The 22884-nt window shown below is 73.5% G+C and carries 18 protein-coding genes; 13 read left to right on the top strand and 5 right to left on the bottom strand.

Annotated features, from left to right (window positions below; translation table 11 throughout):
* Position 1: 1 nt before the first annotated feature.
* Together IG05_RS0118705 and IG05_RS0118700 are read right to left on the bottom strand one after the other, a co-directional pair.
* Positions 2–1630, bottom strand: coding sequence for a multicopper oxidase family protein (locus IG05_RS0118705; RefSeq protein WP_030343972.1), 1629 nt, complete (start codon positions 1628–1630; stop codon positions 2–4).
* A 124-nt stretch (positions 1631–1754) separates the two neighbouring features.
* Positions 1755–2444 (bottom strand): lysophospholipid acyltransferase family protein, encoded by a 690-nt coding sequence (locus IG05_RS0118700; RefSeq protein ID WP_078894321.1) that lies wholly within the window; start codon positions 2442–2444, stop codon positions 1755–1757.
* Positions 2445–2771: 327 nt separating this feature from the next.
* Between IG05_RS0118700 and IG05_RS0118695 the strand changes: the two genes are divergently transcribed.
* The 3 genes from IG05_RS0118695 to IG05_RS0118685 all read left to right on the top strand — a co-directional run bounded on the left by IG05_RS0118695 (position 2772) and on the right by IG05_RS0118685 (position 5088).
* Entirely contained in the window at positions 2772–3947 is a 1176-nt protein-coding gene (locus tag IG05_RS0118695) for a glycerophosphodiester phosphodiesterase (protein WP_030343969.1), read from the top strand.
* 91 nt (positions 3948–4038) lie between these two features.
* Positions 4039–4545 carry a sigma-70 family RNA polymerase sigma factor gene (locus IG05_RS0118690; RefSeq protein WP_030343967.1) on the top strand — a complete coding sequence of 169 codons (507 nt, stop codon included), beginning with the start codon at positions 4039–4041 and terminating at the stop codon, positions 4543–4545.
* Between the two features lie 45 nt (positions 4546–4590).
* Positions 4591–5088, top strand: coding sequence for a GNAT family N-acetyltransferase (locus tag IG05_RS0118685; protein ID WP_030343965.1), 498 nt, complete (start codon positions 4591–4593; stop codon positions 5086–5088).
* Between the two features lie 16 nt (positions 5089–5104).
* On the opposite strand, the gene IG05_RS0118680 is transcribed toward IG05_RS0118685, so the two are convergent.
* Positions 5105–5524, bottom strand: coding sequence for a hypothetical protein (locus IG05_RS0118680; protein ID WP_030343963.1), 420 nt, complete (start codon positions 5522–5524; stop codon positions 5105–5107).
* A 1-nt stretch (position 5525) separates the two neighbouring features.
* Positions 5526–5885, bottom strand: coding sequence for a hypothetical protein (locus IG05_RS0118675; protein WP_030343961.1), 360 nt, complete (start codon positions 5883–5885; stop codon positions 5526–5528).
* 69 nt (positions 5886–5954) lie between these two features.
* Here IG05_RS0118675 and IG05_RS0118670 point away from each other — a divergent pair, with 69 nt between their 5' ends.
* The 9 genes from IG05_RS0118670 (at position 5955) to IG05_RS0118630 (ending at position 18833) form a co-directional block, all read left to right on the top strand.
* The gene (locus tag IG05_RS0118670) at positions 5955–6605 is read left to right on the top strand and encodes an HAD family hydrolase (protein ID WP_030343959.1); all 651 of its coding nucleotides are present in this window, start codon (positions 5955–5957) and stop codon (positions 6603–6605) included.
* 298 nt (positions 6606–6903) lie between these two features.
* On the top strand, positions 6904–7995 hold the full coding sequence (locus IG05_RS0118665) for a methionine ABC transporter ATP-binding protein (protein ID WP_078894319.1): 1092 nt from the start codon (positions 6904–6906) through the stop codon (positions 7993–7995).
* Positions 7992–8729 (top strand): methionine ABC transporter permease, encoded by a 738-nt coding sequence (locus IG05_RS0118660; RefSeq protein WP_030343956.1) that lies wholly within the window; start codon positions 7992–7994, stop codon positions 8727–8729. The genes IG05_RS0118665 and IG05_RS0118660 overlap by 4 nt, the downstream gene beginning before the upstream one ends.
* 65 nt (positions 8730–8794) lie before the next feature.
* A complete protein-coding gene (locus tag IG05_RS0118655) occupies positions 8795–9625 on the top strand; it encodes a MetQ/NlpA family ABC transporter substrate-binding protein (RefSeq protein WP_030343954.1) in 831 nt (276 codons plus the stop codon).
* 211 nt (positions 9626–9836) lie between these two features.
* Complete coding sequence (locus tag IG05_RS0118650) at positions 9837–10475, top strand: GNAT family N-acetyltransferase (RefSeq protein ID WP_030343953.1); 639 nt, start codon at positions 9837–9839, stop codon at positions 10473–10475.
* A gap of 92 nt (positions 10476–10567) precedes the next feature.
* Positions 10568–11791 (top strand): precorrin-6y C5,15-methyltransferase (decarboxylating) subunit CbiE, encoded by a 1224-nt coding sequence (gene cbiE / locus IG05_RS0118645; RefSeq protein ID WP_030343951.1) that lies wholly within the window; start codon positions 10568–10570, stop codon positions 11789–11791.
* Positions 11792–12134: 343 nt separating this feature from the next.
* Complete coding sequence (cobT, locus tag IG05_RS43760; protein WP_030343949.1) at positions 12135–16523, top strand: nicotinate-nucleotide--dimethylbenzimidazole phosphoribosyltransferase; 4389 nt, start codon at positions 12135–12137, stop codon at positions 16521–16523.
* 141 nt (positions 16524–16664) lie between these two features.
* Positions 16665–17897 carry a uroporphyrinogen-III C-methyltransferase gene (gene cobA / locus IG05_RS0118635; protein ID WP_030343948.1) on the top strand — a complete coding sequence of 411 codons (1233 nt, stop codon included), beginning with the start codon at positions 16665–16667 and terminating at the stop codon, positions 17895–17897.
* A gap of 117 nt (positions 17898–18014) precedes the next feature.
* A complete protein-coding gene (locus IG05_RS0118630) occupies positions 18015–18833 on the top strand; it encodes a TrmH family RNA methyltransferase (RefSeq protein ID WP_030343946.1) in 819 nt (272 codons plus the stop codon).
* 230 nt (positions 18834–19063) lie between these two features.
* Here the strand turns inward: IG05_RS0118630 and IG05_RS0118620 are convergent, their stop codons facing one another.
* Entirely contained in the window at positions 19064–20542 is a 1479-nt protein-coding gene (locus IG05_RS0118620; protein WP_030343944.1) for a serine/threonine-protein kinase, read from the bottom strand.
* 1290 nt (positions 20543–21832) lie between these two features.
* Between IG05_RS0118620 and IG05_RS0118610 the strand changes: the two genes are divergently transcribed.
* Complete coding sequence (locus IG05_RS0118610) at positions 21833–22825, top strand: phosphotransferase family protein (RefSeq protein ID WP_030343940.1); 993 nt, start codon at positions 21833–21835, stop codon at positions 22823–22825.
* The last annotated feature ends 59 nt before the right edge of the window (positions 22826–22884 follow it).

Genomic DNA, 22884 nt, shown 5'->3' with positions numbered 1-22884 from the left:
CTCAGCGCTTGTACCCCAGCACGGTCATCATCCCGCTCTCCGAGTGGTACTGGTTGTGGCAGTGCAGCATCCACAACCCGGGATTGTCCGCATCGAAGTCGATCACCAGCTTCCGGTGCGGCAGCACCAGCGCGGTGTCCTTGCGCGCCCCCACGGAGTCGAGACCGCCCAGCGAGAACGTGTGCCCGTGCAGGTGCATCGGGTGCCACATGCCCGTGGCGTTGATGAGCGTCAGCCGCACCCGTTCACCCGCGCGCACCGCGTGCCGCTGGGCCACGGAGTAGGGCTTGTGGTCGAACCCCCAGTCGAACTTCGCCATGGTCCCGGTGATCCTGATGCGCATCTCGCGGTCGGGGTGACGGTCCGCCAGGGCCACGGAGTCGTCGGGCAGCAGACGGCGCGCCGGGACGGTGTTGCCGTCCAGCTCGCGCGGGCGGACGTCGGCGGGCGGCAGCTTCCTGCCCCCCTTGGCGGTGCTCAGCACGGCGAGGGCCCGGCCCTTCTTCCCCTCGGCCAGGGCGACCAGGGGGAAGACCCCGTCCTTGACGGTGACGAGCACGTCGTAGCGTTCCGCCATGCCGACGAGCAGCGCGTCGGTCTTCTTGTGCTTCACCGGATAGCCGTCGGTGTGGGTGACGGTCATCGGGTGGTCGCCCAGCGCGACCCGGAAGGCGGTCTCGGAACCGGCGTTGATGATGCGCAGGCGCACCCGGTCGCCGGGACGGCAGCGGAACACCGAGGGATTGCCGGGCAGCCGCCCGTTGATCAGGTAGTGCGGGTAGGCGACGCTGCCGCCCTCCCCGTGCAGCATGCGGCTGTAGGAGTCGTGCAGCACCCGGACGGGGCCGGCGGACTTCCGGTGCGGTGACGGGTGCGCGGACGTCTGGCGGCCGGGGCTCGCACTCCCGTGGCCGGGACCCATGGCCATCGTCCCCATGTCCATGGCTCCGCCGGGCTTGAGCTGCTCCAGGACGTTCTCGGGGGTGGAGCCCTCCACGCCGTCCAGCCAGTCGTCGACGACGACGACCCATTCCTTGTCGTAGGAGAGGGGCTCCTTGGGGTCGTCCACGACGAGCGGTGCGTACAGGGCCCGGTCGGGCTGCATCCCCACGTGGGAGTGGAGCAGGTAGGTTCCCGGGTGCTTCGCGACGAAGTGGTAGCGGAAGTCGTCCCCCGAGGCGATGGCCCGCTGGGTCAGGTCCGGCACGCCGTCCATGTCGCAGCGCAGCCGCACCCCGTGGGAGTGCAGCGTGGTCGAGGCGGGCAGCCGGTTGGCGAGCGTGAGGTCGAGTACGTCACCGGCCGTGACCCGCACCAGCGGGCCCGGCACCTCCTCGTTGTACGCCCAGGTGCGGACCGATCTGCCGCCCAGGTCCAGCTTGGTTTCGGCTGCGGTGAACCGGAACGTGCGGACGTGCCCGGAGCCCCGTTTCCGCTCGGCCGCCAGGACCTCCGGATCCGACGGGTTGACGTACCCCCGGGGTCCGGCCGGCACGAACTTCCCGCCGCCGTCCGCGTGTTGCAGGCCGGAACTGGGGTCGGACCCCGAGCCGGTGCAGGCTGCCAGGAGTCCCGCGCCGGCGGCGGCGATCGGGGTACGGAGCAGAGTACGCCGAGAAGGTTTGTACATGTCTGAATCAGACATGTTGTGTGGTGATAAGGCCGCTTTCATACGGCCGAATGCCCGATGTGTCGGCGGAGATTCCACCGGCAGGCGGACGGACGGCCGCGGAGCGCCGGTCCGTCGGACGGCCCTAGGCGGCCTTCGCCTTGGTGGCGTACATGTCGACGTACTCCTGACCGGACAGCCGCATGACCTCGGCCATGACGGAGTCCGTGACCGCCCGCAGCACGTACCGGTCCCGGTCCATGCCCTCGTAGCGCGAGAACTCCATGGCCTCGCCGAACCGGACGGTGACCCGGCCGGGCCGCGGGATGCCCCGGCCGCCCGGCTGCAGCTTGTCCGTCCCGATCATGGCGAACGGCACCACCGGCGCGCCGGTCATCAGGGTCAGGCGGGCGATACCCGTACGGCCCCGGTACAGACGCCCGTCGGGCGACCGGGTGCCCTCGGGGTAGATCCCGAAGATCTTGCCCTCCTCCAGGATCCTCCGGCCCGTCATCAGCGCGGCCACGCCGCCGTTCGCCCCGTCCCGGTCCACCGGGATCATGCCGACGCCCGTGAAGAACCACGCCATCAGTCGGCCCTTGAACCCCTTGCCGGTGACGTACTCGTCCTTGCCGATGAAGCACACCTGCCGCTTGGTGACCACCGGCAGCACGATGGAGTCGATGAAGGTGAGGTGATTACCGGCCAGGATCACCGGGCCGTCCCCCGGGATGTTCTCCACGCCTTCCACCTGTGGGCGGAACATCAGGCGCATGATCGGTGCGAGCACTGCCTTGATGAGCGCGAAGCGGGACAACGGGTCCTCCGATGTCAAGGGGGGCGATATGAGTCTGTGCAGGTGAGGACATTACTCGCGGTGCCGGTCCGCGCGCACATCGGGGACGCCCGGTTCACCGAGGCCTTACGAAGTGTTGACGCGGGTTTACCTGCGGTGGTGTCCGCAGGACGGCCCGTAACAGCCTTGCGAGGGTGTGACGGACATCGCTCGGAACAGCCGCCCGCGCCCGACGAACCGTCACCTTCCGCCGTTCGCAGGACACCCGACCGCACCCGGGTGTTCGATCCGGGGCCTCCCGTCGGCCATGTGTACGACCCTACGATCGGGCCGCACCGACGAACGAACGCGGCAGGAGGGGCGCTCATGGACAGCGACCAGGGGAACGGGCAGGCGCAGACGACGGGACGGCGGGCGCTGCTCGGCGCCGCGGTGCTCGGTGCGGGCGGAGCGGTCCTCGGACTGCCCGGCGCGGCCCGGGCCGCCGGCACCCGGACGGCCGGACACGGCGGGCGCGGGCTGAAGAGCCTGCCGGTGCCGACGATCATCGGCCACCGGGGCGCCAGCGGCTACCGCCCCGAGCACACCTTCGGCTCGTACGACCTGGCCCTGGACCTCGGCGCCGACGTGGTCGAGGCCGGCGACCTGGTGCCCACCAGGGACGGCCACCTGGTCTGCCGGCACGAGCCGGAGATCGGCGGCACGACGGACGTCGCCTCCCGCCCGGAGTTCGCCGGCCGGAAGACCACCAAGGTCGTGGACGGCGTCGCCACCACCGGCTGGTTCACCGAGGACTTCACGCTCGCCGAGCTGAAGACGCTGCGCGCCGTCGAGCGCATCCCGGCCAACCGGCCGCACAACACCCTCTACAACGGCCGTTGGGAGATACCCACCTTCGAAGAGGTCCTCGCCTGGCAGGACGAGCAGACCCGCAAGCGCGGCCGGCAGGTCTGGATCTACCCGGAGACCAAGCACCCCACCTACTTCCGCAAGCTGGGCCTCGGCCTGGAGGAGCGGGTGGCCAAGCTGCTGCGCAAGCACGGCAAGGACGGCCGCGACGCACCGGTCATCCTGCAGTCCTTCGAGCCCACCAGCATCCAGCGGCTGAACCGGCTGGTCGACAACCCGCTCGTCGTCCTGCTTTCCTCGGCCGACAGCCGTCCGTACGACTTCGTCGAGGCGAAGGACCCGCGGACGGTCGCCGACCTCATCACGCCCAAGGGGCTGCGCGAGATCGCCGGCTACGCCCAGGGCATCGGCCCGACCCTGGACCTGGTCATCCCCAAGAAGGCGGACGGCACCCTCGCCGAGCCGACCACCCTGGTCGCCGACGCCCACAAGGTCGGCCTCGTCCTGCACCCTTACACGATGCGCAACGAGAACCCCTTCCTGCCGGCCGAGTACCGCAAGGGCGGCGCCGCCGACGCCTACGGTGACGTCTTCGGGGCCTTCAAGCGGTACTTCGCCACCGGGATCGACGGCGTCTTCACCGACAACGCCGACACCGGACTGCTCGCCCGCGCCGACTTCCTGAAGGGCTGACGGCGTCAACCACCGCGCCGCCCGGCACCCGTTCGGGGTGACTGTGCGCCGCCCCGGCAACCCCCCGCCGGGGCGGCTCGTCGTTCCGCATATGACGCACGACCTGGTGGCCACCCTGCATCCCCTGCTCACCGCCGAGGCCTCCGCCGAGGCATATGCCGCCGGAGGGGAGCCGGGTGATCTGGAGCAGGCCGTGTGGCTGCGGCTCCTGGAACGGCTGGAGACCGAGGGGCCACCGCTCGATCCCGAGGGCTGGCTGCGCAGGGCCGTGCGCGCCGAGGCCCGCCGCAGCCGCCGCACCAGCCGCCTGGAACGGCCGTACCAGGGTGAGCCGGCCGACGACCTCCGCCCCGGACCCGAGCAGCACGTCCTGACCGCCGCCCGGTACCGCGCGCTGCGGGACGCGGTCCGCCGGCTGCCCGGCCGCTGTCCCCGGCTCCTGGAGGCGCTGCTCTCGCCGAAGGACCTGACATACCGGGAGATCGCGGGGGAGTTGGGTATCTCACAGGGCAGTCTCGGCCCGGAACGCTCCAGATGTCTCGGATGTCTGCGCCGATTGCTCCCCCCGGAGGTTGCGGCCTGTGAAGCGCGGGGATAGGAGTAGGCGACGACAGGTGATCAGGTGAGCGGGAGGCGTGCGCACATGGGCATGAGCGTGACCATCTCGGTGGCGACCGAGCAGGACGCGGAGCAGATCTTCCGGCTCCAGTACCTGTGCTTCCAGAGCGAGGCGGCGCTGTACGGCAACTACCGCATCGACCCGCTCGTGCAGACCCTGGACTCCGTCCGCCAGGAGGTCGCCTCCGACTGCGTCTTCGTCGCCCGGCTCGGCGAGGAGGTGGTCGGCTCGGTGCGCGGCAAGGTCACCGAGGACGGCGCGGCGGCCATCGGCAAGCTCTGCGTCCACCCCCGCCTCCAGGGCCACGGCATCGGCGCGCGCCTGCTGCGCGCGGCGGAGACGGCGCTGGAGTCGGAGCGCGGCGCCAAGCGGTTCCGTCTCTTCACCGGTCACCGCAGCGAGGGCAACCTCCGCCTGTACCGCCGGGTCGGCTACCAGACGGTGGGCCGGGCCAAGGGCGACGACGGGGTGGAGCTGATCATCCTGGAGAAGCAGGCGGGGGCCTTCGTCCAGACGGCCTGACCGCAGCCGCAGGCCCTCAGGAGGACCGCTGGTCGCGCGCCTTCCGCAGCCAGTACACCGCGGAGAGCGGCAGCAGGACCGGAATGAAGACGTACCCGGCCCCGTAGTACGACCACACGGTCGCGTCCGGGAACGCCGACCGGTCGACCAGGGTCCAGGTACCGACGAGCAGCACACCCGCGAGCTCGGCGGCGCAGCAGAACAACGCCGCCCGCCGGGCCCTCTCCCCGCCGCGGACCAGCGTGTAGGTGATGAACGCATACACCAGCCCCGCCACCGCCGACAGCGAGTAGGCGAGCGGCGCCCGGTCGAACTCCGTGCTGATCTGGAACGCGGAACGCGACACCGCGCCGACCACCATCACGCCGTAGAACCAGACGAGCAGCATGCCCGGTCCGCTGATCAGCCGGGCCGGCTTCTCCTCCACCGCGGTCACCTCAGCCTCCCCAGATGTCGTAGAGCCGTACTTCCAGGACGGCCAGCACCACCCCGCCGGCGGCGACCGTCACCGAGCCCCAGCGGGTCCGCTCGGCCAGCGACATCAGGCCCGCCGCCGGCACGCACGCGAACGCGCCCAGCAGATACGCCACGAAGATCGTCGTGCCCTGCTCCGGCTTCTCGCCCCGCGCCAGCTGCACGATCCCGATCACCAGCTGGACGACGGCCAGCAGCGACACGACGGCCATGCCGATGAAGTGCCAGTCCTTCGTCGGCTGGTCGCGGTACGCGGCCCAGCCGCACCACGCGGCGAGCAACAGCGCGGCGACCCCGGTCACCAGCGTCAGGACGTTGAGCATGCCGCGACCTTATTACGGCGCAAACGGGCCGGAGCCGCCGCCCCCGCCGTACGCCGTAGGGTCTGGACCATGACGATCCACGCGCACGCCCTCCTGTTCGACAACGACGGCACCCTGGTCTCCTCCCTCGACTCCGTCGAGCGCTGCTGGTCCCGCTGGGCCCGGGAGTACGGGATCACCGCCGAGGAGTTCGCCCGCGTGGAACTGCACGGGCGGACCGCCGTCCAGATCGTCGGCGACCTGCTGCCCGCCCGTCTGGTGCCGGAGGCGGTGGCCCGGGTCGAGCAGCTGGAGGTCGAGGACGTGCCGAACGGCGGTGTCCGGCTGCTGCCCGGGACCCGCGCCCTCCTGGACGCCCTGCCCGCCGACCGCTGGGCCGTGGTCACCTCCGCCACCCGGCGCCTGGCCGAGGCGCGGCTGGGCGCCGTCGGGATATCCCCGAAGGCCCTGGTCTCGGCCGACGAGGTCACCCGCGGCAAGCCCGACCCCGAGCCCTACCTGCTCGCCGCCCGGCAGCTCGGCGTGGACCCCGCCCACTGCGTGGTCTTCGAGGACGCCCCCGCCGGACTGCGCGCCGGCCGCGCGGCCGGCATGACCACCGTGGCGTTGGCCACAACCCACCGGGCGCAGGAGCTGGACGCCGACCTGGTGGTGCGGGACCTGTCGGCCTTGTCGGTACTGGTCACCGAAGGGGGCCTGGAGATCGCCGTCCGCGGCTGAGCGCCCGCCCGGTCCCGTCCACCGCTGTCCGCCGCTGTCCACCATGCGGACAACGGCGGCCGGTCAGGACCGTCCGTCTGGTTTACTGATCGCATGACCACGACGAGCAGCCGCACCCGCGCGACCGAGGCGACCATGACGCCCGGTGCTCGTTGTATGTGTCGCCTGATGTGCCGAATGTGCGCCTTCTAGAGGGCCCCCGCATCAGCTGAGCCTCGCGCCCCGAAGCGAGACCCGTGGCATGTCCGTGCGCCGCAGACCGCACGAGGCGAAGACCCACCCTCCATGCCGGAACCGCATGCACCCGTGCCCGGGCACACCCACGCCCGCGCACTCGACAGTGACGGAAACCCACGTGATCACCACCTCGGGCCTGACCAAGGTCTACCGCTCCCGCGGCCGTGAGGTCACCGCCCTCGACGGCGTCGATCTCCACGTCCGCGAAGGCGAGGTCTACGGCGTCATCGGCCAGTCCGGCGCCGGCAAGTCCTCCCTGATCCGCTGCGTCAACCTGCTGGAGCGCCCCACCTCCGGGACCGTGACCGTCGCCGGGCAGGACCTCACCGCCCTGGCCGGCCGCGGCCCGCGCGCCGGCAAGGAACTGCGCCGGGCGCGCAGCCGGATCGGCATGGTCTTCCAGCACTTCAACCTGCTGTCCTCGCGGACCGTGCAGGACAACGTCGAGCTGCCGCTGGAGATCCTCGGCCAGGCGGGCCGGGCCCGCTCCCGCAAGGCGCTGGAACTGCTCGACCTGGTCGGCCTCGCCGACAAGGCCAAGGCATACCCCGCCCAGCTCTCCGGCGGCCAGAAGCAGCGCGTCGGCATCGCCCGCGCCCTCGCCGGCGACCCCAAGGTGCTGCTCTCCGACGAGGCCACCAGCGCCCTCGACCCCGAGACCACCCGCTCCATCCTGCAGCTGCTGCGCGACCTGAACCGGCAGCTGGGCCTGACCGTCCTGCTCATCACCCACGAGATGGACGTCGTGAAGTCGATCTGCGACTCGGCCGCCCTGATGGAGAAGGGCCGGATCGTGGAGTCCGGCACGGTCAGCGAGCTGCTCGCCACCCCCGGCTCCGAGCTGGCCGCCGCGCTGTTCCCGGTGAGCGGTGAGCGCACGGGCGCCGACCGGACCGTCCTCGACATCACCTTCCAGGGCGAGGCCGCCACCCAGCCGGTCATCTCCCAGCTCTCGCGCACCTACAACATCGACATCTCGATCCTGGGCGCGGCCATCGACACCGTCGGCGGCCTCCAGATCGGCCGCATGCGCATCGAACTGCCCGGCCGGTACGAGGACAACGTGGTGCCGGTCGGCTTCCTGCGCGAACAGGGCCTGCAGATCGACGTGGTGGGCCAGGAGAACCTGCTGGTGAAGGAAGGTGCCAAGTGACCTGGTCGGAGATGCAGCCGCTGCTGTCCCAGGCGTGTTGGGACACGCTCTACATGGTCGGCTGGTCCACCCTGATCGCCGTCCTCGGCGGCCTCCCGCTCGGCATCCTCCTGGTCCTCACGGACCGGGGCGGCCTGCTGCAGAACGTCGTCGCCAACAAGGTCATCGGGCAGGTCGTGAACGTCGCCCGCTCCATGCCGTTCATCATCCTGATGGTCGCGCTGATGGGTGTCACCCGCTCGATCACCGGGACGACCATCGGCCGCGAGGCCGCCATCGTGCCGCTCGCCATCGGCGCGATCCCCTTCTTCGCGCGCCTGGTCGAGACGGCCGTCCGTGAAGTGGACGGCGGGCTCGTCGAGGCCGTCCAGTCGATGGGCGGCAGCACCTGGACCATCGTGCGCAAGGTGCTCGTACCGGAGTCCCTGCCCTCGCTGATCGCCAGCACCACGACCACGATCGTCGCCCTCATCGGCTACTCGGCCATGGCGGGCACGGTCGGCGCCGGCGGCCTCGGCGACATCGCCATCCGCTACGGCTACCAGCGCTTCGAGACCCAGATGATGTGGATCACCGTCGGGATCCTCGCCGTCGTCATCTCGGTCATCCAGTTCGCCGGCGACTTCGCGGCCCGCTCCCTGCACCGCAGGGGAGGCCGGTCCGGCCCCGCGCCCAAGCTCCGCCTGCTGAAGGCCAAGGAGCCCGCGGCGGCCGACGTCGGCAAGGTCGCCTGAAGACACCCAGACTCCCCGTTTACCCGTACACGGGGTCGCACCACCCTTAAGGAAAGGCACTTTTCGTGCGTAACACCGCCAAGCTCACCACCGCCGTCCTCGCCACCGGAGCCCTCACCCTCGGGCTGACCGCCTGCGGCTCCGGCAAGGACTCCGGCTCCTCCGACGGCAACGGCCCGCTGGTCGTCGCCGCGAGCCCCACCCCGCACGCGGAGATCCTCGACTTCGTCAAGGACAAGCTGGCCAAGAAGGCGGGCCTCGACCTGGAGGTCAAGGAGTTCACCGACTACATCACGCCGAACACGGCGACCGAGGACGGCTCGGTGGACGCCAACTACTTCCAGAACCAGCCGTACCTGGACGACTTCAACAAGAAGCGCGGCACCCACATCGTGCCCGTCGTCACGGTGCACCTGGAGCCGCTCGGCCTCTACTCCCACAAGGTCAAGAAGGCCGACGCCCTCAAGAGCGGTGCGACCATCGCCGTCCCGAACGACGCCGTCAACGAGGCCCGCGCCCTGAAGCTGCTCGCCGCCAACGGGCTCATCACCCTCAAGGACGGCGCCGGCAACGAGGCCACCCCGCAGGACATCACCAAGAACCCCAGGAACCTCAAGTTCAAGGAGGTCGAGGCGGCCCAGACCGCCCGCTCCCTGGACGACGTGGACGCGGCCGTGATCAACGGCAACTACGCCATCTCGGCCGGCCTCAAGCCCGCCAAGGAGGCGCTGGTCCTGGAGTCCCCGAAGAACAGCCCCTACGGCAACTTCCTCGCCGTGAAGAAGGGCAACGAGTCGGACCCGCGGGTCAAGAAGCTCGCGAAGCTCCTCACCTCGCCCGAGGTCAAGAAGTTCATCGAGGACAAGTACCAGGGTTCCGTCATCCCCTCGTTCTGAGCCGCCAGGGGGAGTACCACGGGTCCGTCCCGCCGGTGACCGGCGGCTGACGGGCCGCACCCGGAGTTCCGCCACGCACGGGGTCCGCTCCCTCACCGGGAGTGGACCCCGTTGTGCGGTTCGGTGGTTTCATGCTGCATGCTGGGCAGTTCAGCAGGCCTGACGGCCCGTACGGTCTTTCGAGGAATCACCGAAGCTTACGGAGCGGCGCATGACGAGCACCTTCCCCAACATCTCCATCAGCACGGAGCGGTTGGTGCTGCGTCCCCTCGACGAGGACGACGTGCCCGCCCTGGCCGACATGATGAACGACGAGCAGGTCGTCGCCTGGACCACCGTCGCCCATCCCTACACCGAGGCCGACGCCCGCGAGTGGATCACCCGGCTCGCTCCCGGGGAACGCACCGCGGGCCGCGGCATCGTCCTCGCCGTCACCGAGTTCCTCACCCAGCGGCTCGTCGGCATCGTCCACCTGAGGAACACCGACTGGCGCGTCCGGTCCAGCGAGCTCGCCTACGTCGTCGCCCCCTGGGCCCGCGGCGAGGGCTACGCCTCGGAATCGGCCTTCGCCATCGCCCAGTGGCTCTTCCACGACCGGAAGTTCGAGCGGCTCGAACTGCGCACCGCCGCCGACAACACCGCCTCCCAGCAGGTCGCCCAGAAGATCGGCTGCATCAGCGAGGGCGTCCTGCGCAACGCCTGGATAGCGCGCACCAGAACCGAGGACGGCGCCTGGACCGAGGTGCGCACCGACGTCATCGTCTGGAGCCTGCTCCCGGAGGACCTCGCCGGGGTCGGCGAGCAGCTCGCCGACACGGGTGGTTTCACCTCGTACTCGGACTGGAACTGAGCCCTCCGGGCTCCACCAGGTACCCTCACGGAGCCCGCCTCGGGCCCCTTCGTTCCCGAAGACCCGCGCAGAACCCCAGGAGACTGACGACGATGGCCGACCGGGTCACGGTGATCGGCTGGGACGGCTCGCCGCTGACCGCCGCGGCACGCGCCGCCCTCGGCGCCGCCACCCTCGTGGCCGGTGCCGCCCACCACCTGGCGCTGCCCGAGGTGCCGCCCTCCGCCGAACGCATCCGCCTCGGCAGCCTCGCCCTGGCCGCCCGCCGCATCGCCGCCCACCGCGGCACCGCGGTCGTGCTCGCCGACGGCGACCCCGGCTTCTTCGGCGTGGTACGCACCCTGCGCGCGCCGGAGTTCGGCCTTGAGGTGGAGGTCGTCCCCGGCGTCTCCTCGGTCGCCGCCGCCTTCGCCCGCGCCGGCATGCCCTGGGACGACGCCCAGGTCGTCGTCGCCCACCCGCGCACCCTGCGCCGGGCCGTCAACGTCTGCCGCGCGCACACCAAGGTCGCCGTCCTCACCTCGCCGGGCGCGGGCCCCGCCGAACTCGGCCTGCTGCTGGAGGGCGTGCACCGCACCTTCGTCGTCTGCGAGGAGCTGGGCACCGAGCGGGAACAGGTCGGCATCGTCACCTCCGACAAGGCCGCCGACCACACCTGGCGCGACCCCAACCTCGTCATCGTCATCGGCGGACCCGCCGGCGCGGGCGAGAGCGGCGGCTGGATCGCCGGCCGCGACCCGGGCACCGGCCCGCGCGGCTGGGTACAGCCCGACGAGAGCTACGGCGCCGGACCGGGCGGCGGCCTCGGCGAGGGCGAGACGGAACTGCTGCGCGCCGCCCAACTCGCCCGCCTCGGGCCCCGGATCGGCGACCTCGTGTGGGACATCGGCTGCGGCAGCGGCGCGTTCGCCACCGAGGCCGCGCGCGCCGGCGCCGCCGTCATCGCCGTCGACCACGACCCCGCCGCCTGCGCCCGCACCGACGACGCCGCACGCCGCTTCGGGGTCCAGCTCCAGATCGTCCACGGCAGCGCCCCCCACGTCCTCGAAAGCCTGCCCGAACCGGACGTCGTACGGGTCGGCGGCGGGGGACCGGCCGTCGTCTCCGCGGTCGCCGACCGGCGCCCGCAGCGCATCGTCACGCACGCCGCGACCCGTGACGCCGCCGAACGCGTCGGCCGCGACCTGACCGAGCACGGGTACCGCGTCGAATGCGCCCTGCTCCAGTCCGTCGAACTCGACACCCGGGCCTGGACGGAGACCGAGCGGAACGTAGCGTTCCTGCTCAGCGGGGTACTACCGGATCGCGCCCCGTGATCCTGTTGTCGTACCGCGCGCGGTAGGCTGGCCGATCGTTGTACCGCACCGGTGGCCCGAACTTCGTTCGCCAATGTCCGGATCGCACGCCCGTTTTGGGGCGGGTGCGGTACTGCGGAACCGGAGGACGCGCAACGTGGCGCAGTCCACAGCGGGCTGTCGCGGATCATGCTGTCGTGACGGCGGAACGACCGGGACAATGCCACTGAATGGCTTTGTCGCCTTTTCCGGCGGGTCGTTCGTGCCGCTGGGCACGGACGCTCGTTCTTCACTGCGGGGCGGTCGGTGCGCCGTTCCGGGTGAGCTGGTCGTAGGAGCACAAACCGATGGGCGAGGGGTACGCATGACCGACACCGGCCAGGTCCCGGGCGAGGGGCAGCCGGAGAGCGCAGGCATGGTGGAGCAGCCGGGCGTTCCCACGCACGGTGCGTACACCTACCTCTCCGAGGCACCCGCCGAGGACGAAGACCTGCTGCTGCCGGGTGCCCAGGGCGCGTGGGGCAACGAGGTGCCGCCACCCGCTCCGGAGCCGGTGGTGGAAGCCGTCCACGAGCCGGGCCCGCACGAGACGGCCGGCCGCGACAGCGGCTCGGTCGACCTGAACGGTGTCCGACTGCCCGACTCGGGCCCCGTCTCCGTCACCCCGTCACCCATCCTCTCGGCACCGCACGACCCGGGGGCCGCCCCGCAGCCGCCGCGCCGGCCGCTGCACCTCGGCCCGCCGATCCCCGACGCCTCCGCGAGCCCGGTCCGCTCCCTCGCCGACCGCGGCCCCGCAGGAGCGCCGGTACGGCAGCCCGCCGGCCCCGAGTACCTCGACGCCCAGCCGCTGCGCGAGATGACTCCGCAGAGCGCGGCCCCCTGGGGCTCCGCCCCGGGCCAGGTCGGCGCCCAGGCACCGGCTGCCGAAACGGTTAGTCCGCCCGCGCCCGCCGAGCAGGCCGACGCCGCCCAGACCGACGCCGCCCAGGCCGCGATGGCCCGCCTCGCGAGCCAGGCGGCGGCCCAGGCCCCGGTCGGCGACACCGGCCAGGTGCCGGTCGTGCACGGCCACGACGGGGTCCAGCCGGTGCACGCCCATGACGGCGTGTACACCGCGCCGGGCACCGAGGGCGCTCCCGCCGCCGAGGCGCCGGCCGCACCGGTTGCCGTCGCCGCTCCCGAGGGGGCGCAGGTCGCCGAGGTGCCGGGCGGCGCGCAGGGAGCCGAGGCCGGCGCAGGCCAGGCCCAGCCGATGCCGGAGGCCGCCGCGGTGGAACAGTTCGTCCCGGTCGAGCCGGCGCCGGAGCGGGCCGTACCGGCCGGCGCACAGAGCGCGGAGACTCCTGAGGCCGCCGGTTCGGAGGCGGGTCCGGAGCCGGTCGTCACCCCCGTCGCGCCCGCAGGGCCGGTAGACGGCGCGCTCCCGGCCGAAGCCGTTCAGCTGGCCGAAGCCGTTCAGCCGGCCGAAGTGATGCAGCCCGACACCGCGCAGCCCGCCGAAGCGCCGGAGGCCGCCGCCGTGCAGGCCCCGGACGCTGCGCAGCCGGCCGGTGTCGCCCAGCCCGCCGAAGCGCCGGAGGCGACCGGTGCGGAGGCGGTTGCTGCCGCCGCGCAGGCCCCGGATGCCGTGCCGGCCCCGGCTGCGGAGCCCACCGGTGTTGTCCAGCCCGCCGAAGCGCCGTCGGCTGTGGTCCCCGCGCCGGCCCCGGACGCTGTGCAGCCGACCGGTGTCACTCAGCCTGTCGAGGCGCCGGAGGCGGTTGCCGTCGCCCCGCAGGCTGCTGATGCCGTGCAGGCCCCGGTTGCGGAGCCCACCGGTGTTGTCCAGCCCGCCGAAGCGCCGTCGGCTGTGGCTCCCGTGCAGGCCCCGGCTGCGGAGCCCACCGGTGTTGTCCAGCCCGCCGAAGCGCCGTCGGCTGTGGCTCCCGAGCCGGCCCCGGACGCCGCGCAGCCGCCCGGTGTCGCCCAGCCCGTCGAGGCGGCGGAGGCGACCGGTGCCGAGCCGGCTGCAGTCGCCCCGCAGACCGCCGACGCCGTGCCGGCCCCGGTCGCGGAGCCCACCGCTGCCGCCCAGCCCGTCGAGGCCCCGGAGGCTGCCGCCCCCGCGCAGGCCCCGGATGCCGCGCAGCCGGCCGGTGTGGCTCAGCCCCTCGAAGCACCGGAAGCTGCCGTCCCCGTGCAGCCCACCCCCGTTGCCCAGCCCCTCGAAGCGCCGCAGGCGACCGGTGCCGAGCCGGCCGCCGCCGTCGTGCCGCCCCAGGCTCCCGCCGAGGTTCAGCCTCCCGCCGGCCCTCAGGGCGCGCCCGAGGTCACCGAGCCGGCCGCCGCCCAGGGTGTGCCGCTGCCCGCCGAGGCAGCCGCCCCCCTCCCGGAGTCGGCCCGGCAGACCGACCCGGCTCCCGCCCCGGCGGCGGCCGACGTCGCCCAGCCGGCCGTCCAGGCCGCGGAGCCCGTCGCGCCTGAGGCCCCGGCCGTACCGACCGCCCCGGCCCAGCCGGCCCCCGACGCCGTACCGGCCGCCGCCCCCGTCACGGCGGAGCAGCCCGCCGTACCCGGTGCCGCGGAGGCGACCGAGGCCGCCGTGCTCCAGGCCGCCCAGGGTCCGCAGCTCGCCGAGGGCGCCGCGCAGCAGCCGGTGCCGGACGCCGCCGCGCCGGGGCAGGGCGCGGAGCAGCGACTGCCCTCCGGGCTGCCGGTGGAGCCGGACCCGGAGCAGCCGCTCGGTCAGTTCGTGCCGGTGGAGGGCCAGGTGCCCACCACGCCGCACCTCGCGCCCACCCCGCCCCAGCCCCTGATCCTGCCCTTGGAGGACCCGCAGGTCCCGCAGGGCCCGCAGGAGCAGCCGGAGGAGGTCGCCACGGTGCCCGCGCCGCGCGAGGGCGAGCCGGACCTCGTGCCGGCCGCGCCCGAGGCCGAGCCCGCCCCCGACGTCGTCCAGCACGCGGAGGACCTGCAGACCAGGGCCGCCGACCAGGAAGAGAGCACGGCCACCGTGGCGGAAGCACGACAGTCCACCGGTCCGGCCGCGCCCGGATACGCCGACGCCGAGCGTGAGGCCGTCCTGAAGGTCATGCGCGAGCGCCGCGACATCCGCAACGGCTTCCGCAGCGACCCCATCCCGCACGAGGTGCTGCTCAGAGTCCTGGAGGCCGCGCACACCGCGCCGTCCGTGGGCCACTCGCAGCCCTGGGACTTCGTCGTCATCCGGTCCGCCGAGACCCGGCGGACGATGCACGAACTGGCGATGCGGCAGCGCGAGGCGTACGCCAAGTCGCTGCCGAAGGGCCGGGCCAAGCAGTTCAAGGAACTGAAGATCGAGGCCATCCTCGACACCCCGGTCAACATCGTCGTCACCGCCGACCCCACCCGCGGCGGCCGGCACACCCTCGGCCGTCACACCCAGCCGCAGATGGCGCCCTACTCCTCGGCGCTCGCGGTGGAGAACCTCTGGCTCGCCGCCCGCGCCGAAGGCCTCGGCGTCGGCTGGGTCAGCTTCTTCGACGAGCGGGAGATGGTCCGCGCGCTCGGCCTGCCCGAGCACCTGGAGGTCGTCGCCTACCTGTGCGTCGGGTACGTCGACGAGTTCCCGGACGAGCCCGAGCTGATGCAGGCCGGCTGGTCCAAGCGACGCCCCCTGTCCTGGGTGGTGCACGAGGAGACGTACGGCCGCCGCGCCCTGCCCGGAGAGGAACCCCACGACCTGCTCGCCGAGACCGTCGCACAGATCCGCCCGCTCGACGCCAAGGCGCTCGGCGAGGCATGGGAGCGCCAGAAGCGCATGACCAAGCCGGCCGGCGCGCTCGGCATGCTGGAGATCATCTCCGCGCAGCTGTCCGGGCTGTCCCGGCAGTGCCCGCCGCCGATCCCGGAACCCGCCGCCGTCGCCATCTTCGCCGGCGACCACGGAGTGCACGCCCAGGGCGTCACCCCCTGGCCGCAGGAGGTCACCGCCCAGATGGTGGCCAACTTCCTCGGCGGGGGAGCCGTCTGCAACGCCTTCGCCGCCCAGGTCGGCGCCGAGGTGTGCGTCGTGGACGTGGGCGTGGCCGCCGACCTGCCGGCCACCCCCGGCCTGCTGCCGCGCAAGATCCGCGGCGGTACGTCCGACATGACCACCGGCCCCGCGATGACCCGCGAGGAGGCCAAGGCGGCCATCGAGGTCGGCATCGAGACCGCCCGCGACCTGGTGGCGGCCGGCAACAAGGCGCTGCTCACCGGTGAGATGGGCATCGCCAACACCACCTCGTCCGCCGCGCTGATCTCCGTCTTCACCGGCGCCGACCCGGCCGAGGTGACCGGGCGCGGCACGGGCATCAACGACGAGACGCTGGCCCGCAAGACCGAGGTGGTCCGCCGCGCGCTGGAACTGCACCAGCCGGACCCGGCCGACCCGATCGGTGTCCTCGCGGCGATCGGCGGCTTCGAGCACGCGGCCATCGTCGGACTGCTCCTCGGCGGGGCGTCGCTGCGTACGCCGGTGATCCTGGACGGCGTCAGCGCCGGTGCCGCGGCCCTGGTCGCCCGCGCCATCGCGCCCGAGGTGCTCGCGGCCTGCATCGCCGGCCACCGCAGCGCCGAGCCCGGCCACGTCGCCGCCCTGAACAAGCTGGGCCTGCGCCCCCTGGTCGACCTCGACCTGCGCCTCGGCGAGGGCACGGGCGCCCTGCTCGCCCTGCCGCTGGTGCAGAGCACCGCGCGGGCGATGCACGAGGTGGCCACGTTCGATTCGGCGGGGGTCACGGAGAAGTAGGTCCCGCGATACGGGTGGTCCGGTGTTCAGCTGTCGGACCACCCGTGTCCCGTGCCCTGCCCACCGCTTAAAATCTGCACGTCAGGGCCGCTCCGAAGGTGCAGCGCGCCCATCGCACAGCTGCACGAGGAGCCGCCCCTCATGGCCGAACACCCCGCCTACCCCGTAGGCCTCCGCCTCTCCGGCCGCCGCGTGGTCGTCCTCGGCGGCGGCCAGGTCGCCCAGCGCCGCCTCCCGGCGCTCATCGCGGCCGGCGCGGACATCGTCCTCGTCTCCCCGCATGCCACCCCCTCGGTCGAGGCCATGGCGGACGCGGGGGAGATCACCTGGGTGCGGCGCGCGTACCAGGACGGCGACCTCGCCGAGGCCTGGTACGCCCTCATCGCCACCAGCGACCCCGAGGCCAACGCCGCCGCCTCCGCGGAGGGGGAGCGCCACCGCGTCTGGTGCGTGCGCTCCGACGACGCCGACCAGGCGACCGCCTGGACCCCGGCGACCGGTCACAGCGAGGGCGTCACCGTCGCCGTACTCACCACGCACGCGCGGGGCCGCGACCCCCGGCACACAGCCGCCATCCGGGACGCGGTCGTGGAGGGCCTGCGCGACGGCACCCTCGTCGCCCCGCACCACCGCACCCGCACCCCCGGCGTGGCCCTGGTCGGCGGCGGCCCCGGCGACCCCGACCTGATCACGGTCCGCGGCCGGCGCCTGCTCGCCGAGGCGGACGTCGTCATCGCCGACCGGCTCGGCCCGCGCGACCTGCTCGCCGAACTCCCGCCGCACGTCGAGGTGATCGACGCGGCGAAGATCCCGTACGGGCGCTACATGGCCCAGGAGGCCATCAACAACGCGCTCGTCGAGCACGCCAGGCAGGGCAAGGCGGTGGTCCGGCTCAAGGGCGGCGACCCGTTCGTGTTCGGCCGGGGCATGGAGGAGGTGCAGGCGCTCGCCGAGGCCGGCATCCCGTGCACGGTGGTGCCGGGCATCTCCAGCTCGATCTCGGTGCCGGGCGCGGCCGGCATCCCGGTCACGCACCGGGGCGTCGCCCACGAGTTCACGGTCGTCAGCGGCCATGTCGCCCCGGACGACGCTCGCTCGCTGGTCGACTGGGCCTCCCTGGCGAAGCTCACCGGCACCCTCGTGATCCTGATGGGCGTCGACAAGATCGGGAAGATCGCCGAGACGCTCGTCGCGCACGGCAAGTCCCCGAAGACGCCGGTCGCCCTGGTGCAGGAGGGCACGACGGCCGCCCAGCGGCGCGTGGACGCCACCCTGGACACGGTCGCCGAGACGGTACGGACCGAGGACGTGAAGCCCCCGGCGGTCATCGTCGTCGGCGAGGTCGTCCGGGTCGGCCCCGAGACCTCGGCGTGAGACCGCGCACGAGCCCCGCGTGACCGCCGACGACCTTGGCTCGATCACGCGTAACCCGGGGTAACCCACCCCTTCCCAGCCGTTGGCACCACACCCAGGACAAGGCAGTATCACCCTGTGGCCGATCTCATCACCGTCGAGGATCCCGACGACCCGCGCCTGACCGACTACACGGGCCTGACCGACGTGGAGCTGCGCCGCAAACGCGAGCCCGCCGAGGGCCTGTTCATCGCCGAGGGCGAGAAGGTCATCCGCCGGGCCAAGGAGGCCGGCTACGAGATGCGGTCGATGCTGCTCTCGGCGAAGTGGGTCGACGTCATGCGCGACGTCATCGACGAACTCCCCGCCCCGGTCTACGCCGTCAGCCCGGAACTCGCCGAACGCGTCACCGGCTATCACGTGCACCGCGGCGCCCTCGCCTCGATGCAGCGCAAGCCGCTGCCGACGGCCGGCGAGCTGCTGCAGACCGCCCGCCGGGTCGTGATCATGGAGTCCGTCAACGATCACACGAACATCGGGGCCATCTTCCGGTCGGCGGCCGCCCTCGGCATGGACGCGGTGCTGCTGTCGCCCGACTGCGCCGACCCGCTGTACCGACGCAGCGTCAAGGTGTCCATGGGCGCGGTGTTCTCGGTGCCGTACGCCCGCCTGGAGAGCTGGCCCAAGGGCCTGGACTCGGTCCGCGAAGCCGGCTTCACCCTGCTCGCGCTCACCCCGGACGAGAAGGCCCGCCCCCTGGACGAGGCCGCCCCGCACCGGATGGACCGGGTCGCCCTGATGCTCGGCGCCGAGGGCGACGGCCTGTCCACGCAGGCGCTCGTCGCGGCCGACGAGTGGGTGCGCATCCCGATGTCCCACGGCGTCGACTCGCTCAACGTCGGCGCGGCGGCGGCGGTCGCCTTCTACGCGGTGACCTCGGGCCGGCCGGAAGCGTGACCGGGAGTCCGGGAGACAGGACGCCCGGTGCCGGAAGTGACGCCCGGTGCCGGGGACGAGGCTCTGTCCGTGCAGCCGCCGATCAGGGCCGGCGAATGTCCCACGGCGTCGACTCGCCCGACGCCGGCACGGTGGCAGCCGCCTTCTACGCGGTGACCACGGGCCGGCCGGAAGCCTGACCCGGACACTGCCGGGGGCTGGGACCGCCAGGGGCTGAGACCGCCGGGGGCTCAGTTCCCGGCGTCGTGGCTCATTGCCGACCCGTGCTGGTCGGACATGACCTTGCCGTCGACCGACGGCGGATAGCTCGGCTGGGTGAGCCGCTGCCGCTGGATCCCGCCATCGTCCCCGAGCCCGCGCGCCGGGCCCTGGCAGCCCTGGGCCACCGCGATACCGAGGGCGACCAGCAGCGTCACCACCACGAACACGAACAGCCGCTGCCGCAGCAGCCGCGGATTGGCCGGCCGCCGGATGATCCCCACCGCCCGCCGGACCGGCCGTCCGGCACCGCCGCGCGGAGCGGGACGGCCGTTGCCGGAGCGTGGACCGGCGCCGCGCGGTGCCGGGGTCGGGCGCGCGGCACCCGGTCTCGCGGCGCCGCCACCCCGGGGGCCACTGCCGCCGCGCGAGGCGACCCCGCCACGGGAGGGCGCCTCGCCCCGCGGGGACATCCCGCCGCGGCCCGGCACGTCACCGCGCGCGCCCTGACCGCCACGCGAGGGCGCACCGCCCCGGGCCGGCGTCCAGCCACGCGGCAGCGGCGTCCCCGGAGAGGTGCGCCGCTGGAGACGCTGCTGCTCGGGGTAGGTGTCGACGAGCCGCCCGGTGGGCCGGTCCGCCTCGGCCGCACGCGGCGCGGGCGGCCGTACGCCGTCCAGGCCCTGCGCCTCCCGGGCGGCGATCTCCTTGAGCCGCAGCGACAGCTGCAGCGTGCTCGGCCGCTCCTCGGGGTCCTTCGCCAGGCAGGCCCGGATCAGCGGGGCCAATGCGTCGGGTACCCCGTGCAACTGCGGCTCCTCGTGCACCACCCGGTACAGCATCACCTCGGAACTGCCCTGCCCGAAGGGCGAGTCGCCGGTCGAGGCGTACGCCAGGGTCGCGCCCAGGGAGAACACGTCGGTGGCCGGGGTGACCGCGGCGCCGCGCACCTGCTCCGGGGCGAGGAAGCCGGGGGAGCCGACCGCGGTGCCCACGTGGGTGAGCGTGGAGGCGCCGGTGGCCCAGGCGATGCCGAAGTCGATGATCCGCGGCCCCTTGGGGGACAGCAGGATGTTGGAGGGCTTCAGGTCCCGGTGCACGACTCCGGCCTCGTGCACGGCGACCAGCCCCTCGGACAGGGCCGCGCCGACCGCCGCGGTGTCCGCCGCGCCGAGAGCGCCCTCGTCGGCGACCTTGTCGTGCAGGGACGGCCCCGGCACGTACTGGGTGGCGAACCAGGGACGCTCGGCCTCCAGGTCCGCGGCGACCAGCCGGGCCGTGCAGCCACCGCGGATACGCCGGGCCGCCGACACCTCGCGCGCGAACCGCGACCGGAACTCCTGGTCCTCCGCCAGATCGGGCCGGATCACCTTCAGGGCGACCCGCTGCCCCTTCTTGTCGGAGCCGAGATAGACCACGCCCATCCCGCCCGCGCCGAGCCGTCGGTGAAGCCTGAACGAGCCGACGACGCGCGGGTCCTCGCGCCTCAGGCGCATCATCGCCATGTTCATCCCCGCTGCCCGGTCCCTGTGACGTGGCACAGCTTACGTTTCCACGGCCGCCTGCGCGCAGAGGCCGCGCCCTCTCGGGCGGACGGATTGTGTGGGCCGTCCGGGGGAGGTGAAACGCGGTCAGGAACCCACGGCATACGGCGACTTCCGGTCACCGGTACCGTCAACCGGCCAGCGCGGAAGGCAGGTTGGGCTTTTCGGTGGACCGGCCTGACCGGGCCGTACGCCCGTCGGCCGGCCGTCGGCGGCGGCCCGCGGCCCCGCCCGCCGCCCGGATCGCGATCCGCCCGTGGCACCCCTCCCGACCCCGTCCCCAGTGATCGAAGTCACTCGCCGAGACCCCTCGGACGCTTCCGAAATGACCGGACAGAGCGGGCGGCCCCTCAGGGAAGACCCCGAGACCCGGGCCCGCGTCTCCACCCAGGGGAGTACTTACCAGGTCATGGCTCATCCTCCGGGAGGCCCGGCAATCGGTACGAGGGCATGACGTCCGGTGTGCGCCGCGCGCCTAGATTTGAGGTCAAGCGGCGGGTGCAGCACTCGTCCCCCGAGGTCAGGCACCCGCCGCTGCCGATGACAACAGAACGGTCAGGAGAGGGACCATGGCCCACACGGCACCGCGACGCCCCGCGTTCGCCCCACGCCGGACGGGACGTCGCCACCCCTTGGTGGCGACGCTCATGGCCCTTCCCCTGGCGGCCCTGCTCCTGCTCGTCTTCGACGGCTGGGAGACGGTGGCCACACAAGCGTCGTCCGTGGGTGCGATGCTGGGGCGCTGAGCGGCGACCCCAGGCCCGGAAGAGCGGTCCGGGCGGGGACATCGATCCATGAAACCCCGTGGGGACGGGGGTGCGGCGGACGGCACCGATGCCGGCGCAGCTGGGGAGCTGCGCCGGCATTAGCCGTTTGGCCGCCGTGCGCGTACGGCCGCGCCGTGCCGGCCGTCAGGCGGCAGAGGGAACGCCCGCCGCTGGCCCGCGGTTGCCCGCGCCCGCCGGTCGCGCCGTGCGGCAGGTGGGACCGCAGCACTTCGGTCACCCGGACGCCGGGCACCCGGTGCCCCGCCGTCGAAGGGCCCGGGGACGAGGACTTATCCGGGGCCGGCAGCGCGGCGATCGCCTTGTTTCCAGGCGGGGCTGCGCACGATGGAGGCCGGCGGGGCGGTCGACAGCAGGGGGCCGGCCGGGGACCCCGCAGTGCCGTCGGCCGTGCGGCGCCGTCCCCGCCGCCGTCCCCGCCGGGCCGGCCCCGATACCCTCGGCCGGACAGCCCACCCCGCCCGAGGCAGCCTTGACCGCAGACACCGGTACCGACACCCCCGCCCGCTCCCTCGTGGCCGCGCTGGCCGCCGAGGCCAGGGCGGCCGCGCACCCCCGTACCCCCACCGCGCCCTGCACCTGCGACAGCACCCCCCTCGCCGACCGCGAGGACGCCACCGTGGTCCGGCACGCCGGCACCGTCGCCAAGGCCCACGCCCCGGACACCGACCCCGCCGCGCTGGCGCTGCGCACGGCCACCGCCGCCCGCCTCCCCGAGGTGCTCCTGCCCCCGCTCACCCGCGCCCCGGCCCCCCTGCACGGCCGCCTGGTGACCTGCTGGCCGTACGGCCTCCCCGTGGACCCGGACGACCCGGACGCCGCCCCCTGGGAGGCCGCCGCCACCCTCCTCGCCCGGCTGCACCGCACCCCCGTCCCCGCCGGCCTCCCCCCGATGCGCGGCCCCGCGAAAGCCGCCCGCGCCCTCGGCAGGCTCCGCACCGCCCTCCGCGGCGCGCCCCACGCGGCCGCGCGCCCGGTCCTGGACGCCTGGGCCACCCTGCCCGCCTGGGCCCGCGCCGAGGCGCCGATGCCCGGCCCGGCCCGCCTGTGCCACGGCGACCTCCACCTCGGTCAGCTCGTGCGGCACCCGGCGCCGGACGGCCCGTGGAAGCTGATCGACGTGGACGACCTCGGGGCCGGCGTCCCGGCGTGGGACCTGGCCCGCCCCGCCGCCTGGTACGCCTGCGGGCTCCTCCCGCCCGACGAGTGGACGCGGTTCCTGACCGCCTACCGGCAGGCCGGCGGCCCGGCCGTACCCGCCGACGGCGATCCCTGGCCCGCCCTGGACGTCCCGGCCCGCGCGCTCACCGTGCAGACGGCCGCGCTGGCGGTCGCCAAGGCGCTCGCCGCCGACCGCGCCCCGGACGAGGTGGAGCAGGCCGTGGTCGACGCCTGCGCACGGATGCCGTCCGTCCCGCACCAGGCCTCCCGCCCCCCTCGGCCCGCGCCCGGATTCCCGGACTAGGCTGCAACCGCCCGGGGCCGGACGGAGTCTGTCCTGGGGAAACACGAAGCAGGACCGAC

Origin of the sequence: Streptomyces sp. NRRL S-1022, assembly GCF_000720135.1 — a bacterium.
GTDB lineage: Bacteria > Actinomycetota > Actinomycetes > Streptomycetales > Streptomycetaceae > Streptomyces.
Note: the sequence above shows the minus strand (reverse complement) of the source record. Positions and strands in the feature narration are given on the sequence as shown.

Coding starts and splice junctions, on each gene's coding strand:
- IG05_RS0118705 (WP_030343972.1), bottom strand. CDS start 1,630: ATGTACAAACCTTCTCGGCGTACTCTGCTCCGTACCCCGATCGCCGCC.
- IG05_RS0118695 (WP_030343969.1), top strand. CDS start 2,772: ATGGACAGCGACCAGGGGAACGGGCAGGCGCAGACGACGGGACGGCGG.
- IG05_RS0118690 (WP_030343967.1), top strand. CDS start 4,039: ATGACGCACGACCTGGTGGCCACCCTGCATCCCCTGCTCACCGCCGAG.
- IG05_RS0118685 (WP_030343965.1), top strand. CDS start 4,591: ATGGGCATGAGCGTGACCATCTCGGTGGCGACCGAGCAGGACGCGGAG.
- IG05_RS0118675 (WP_030343961.1), bottom strand. CDS start 5,885: ATGCTCAACGTCCTGACGCTGGTGACCGGGGTCGCCGCGCTGTTGCTC.
- IG05_RS0118670 (WP_030343959.1), top strand. CDS start 5,955: ATGACGATCCACGCGCACGCCCTCCTGTTCGACAACGACGGCACCCTG.
- IG05_RS0118665 (WP_078894319.1), top strand. CDS start 6,904: ATGCACCCGTGCCCGGGCACACCCACGCCCGCGCACTCGACAGTGACG.
- IG05_RS0118650 (WP_030343953.1), top strand. CDS start 9,837: ATGACGAGCACCTTCCCCAACATCTCCATCAGCACGGAGCGGTTGGTG.
- cbiE (WP_030343951.1), top strand. CDS start 10,568: ATGGCCGACCGGGTCACGGTGATCGGCTGGGACGGCTCGCCGCTGACC.
- cobT (WP_030343949.1), top strand. CDS start 12,135: ATGACCGACACCGGCCAGGTCCCGGGCGAGGGGCAGCCGGAGAGCGCA.
- cobA (WP_030343948.1), top strand. CDS start 16,665: ATGGCCGAACACCCCGCCTACCCCGTAGGCCTCCGCCTCTCCGGCCGC.
- IG05_RS0118620 (WP_030343944.1), bottom strand. CDS start 20,542: ATGAACATGGCGATGATGCGCCTGAGGCGCGAGGACCCGCGCGTCGTC.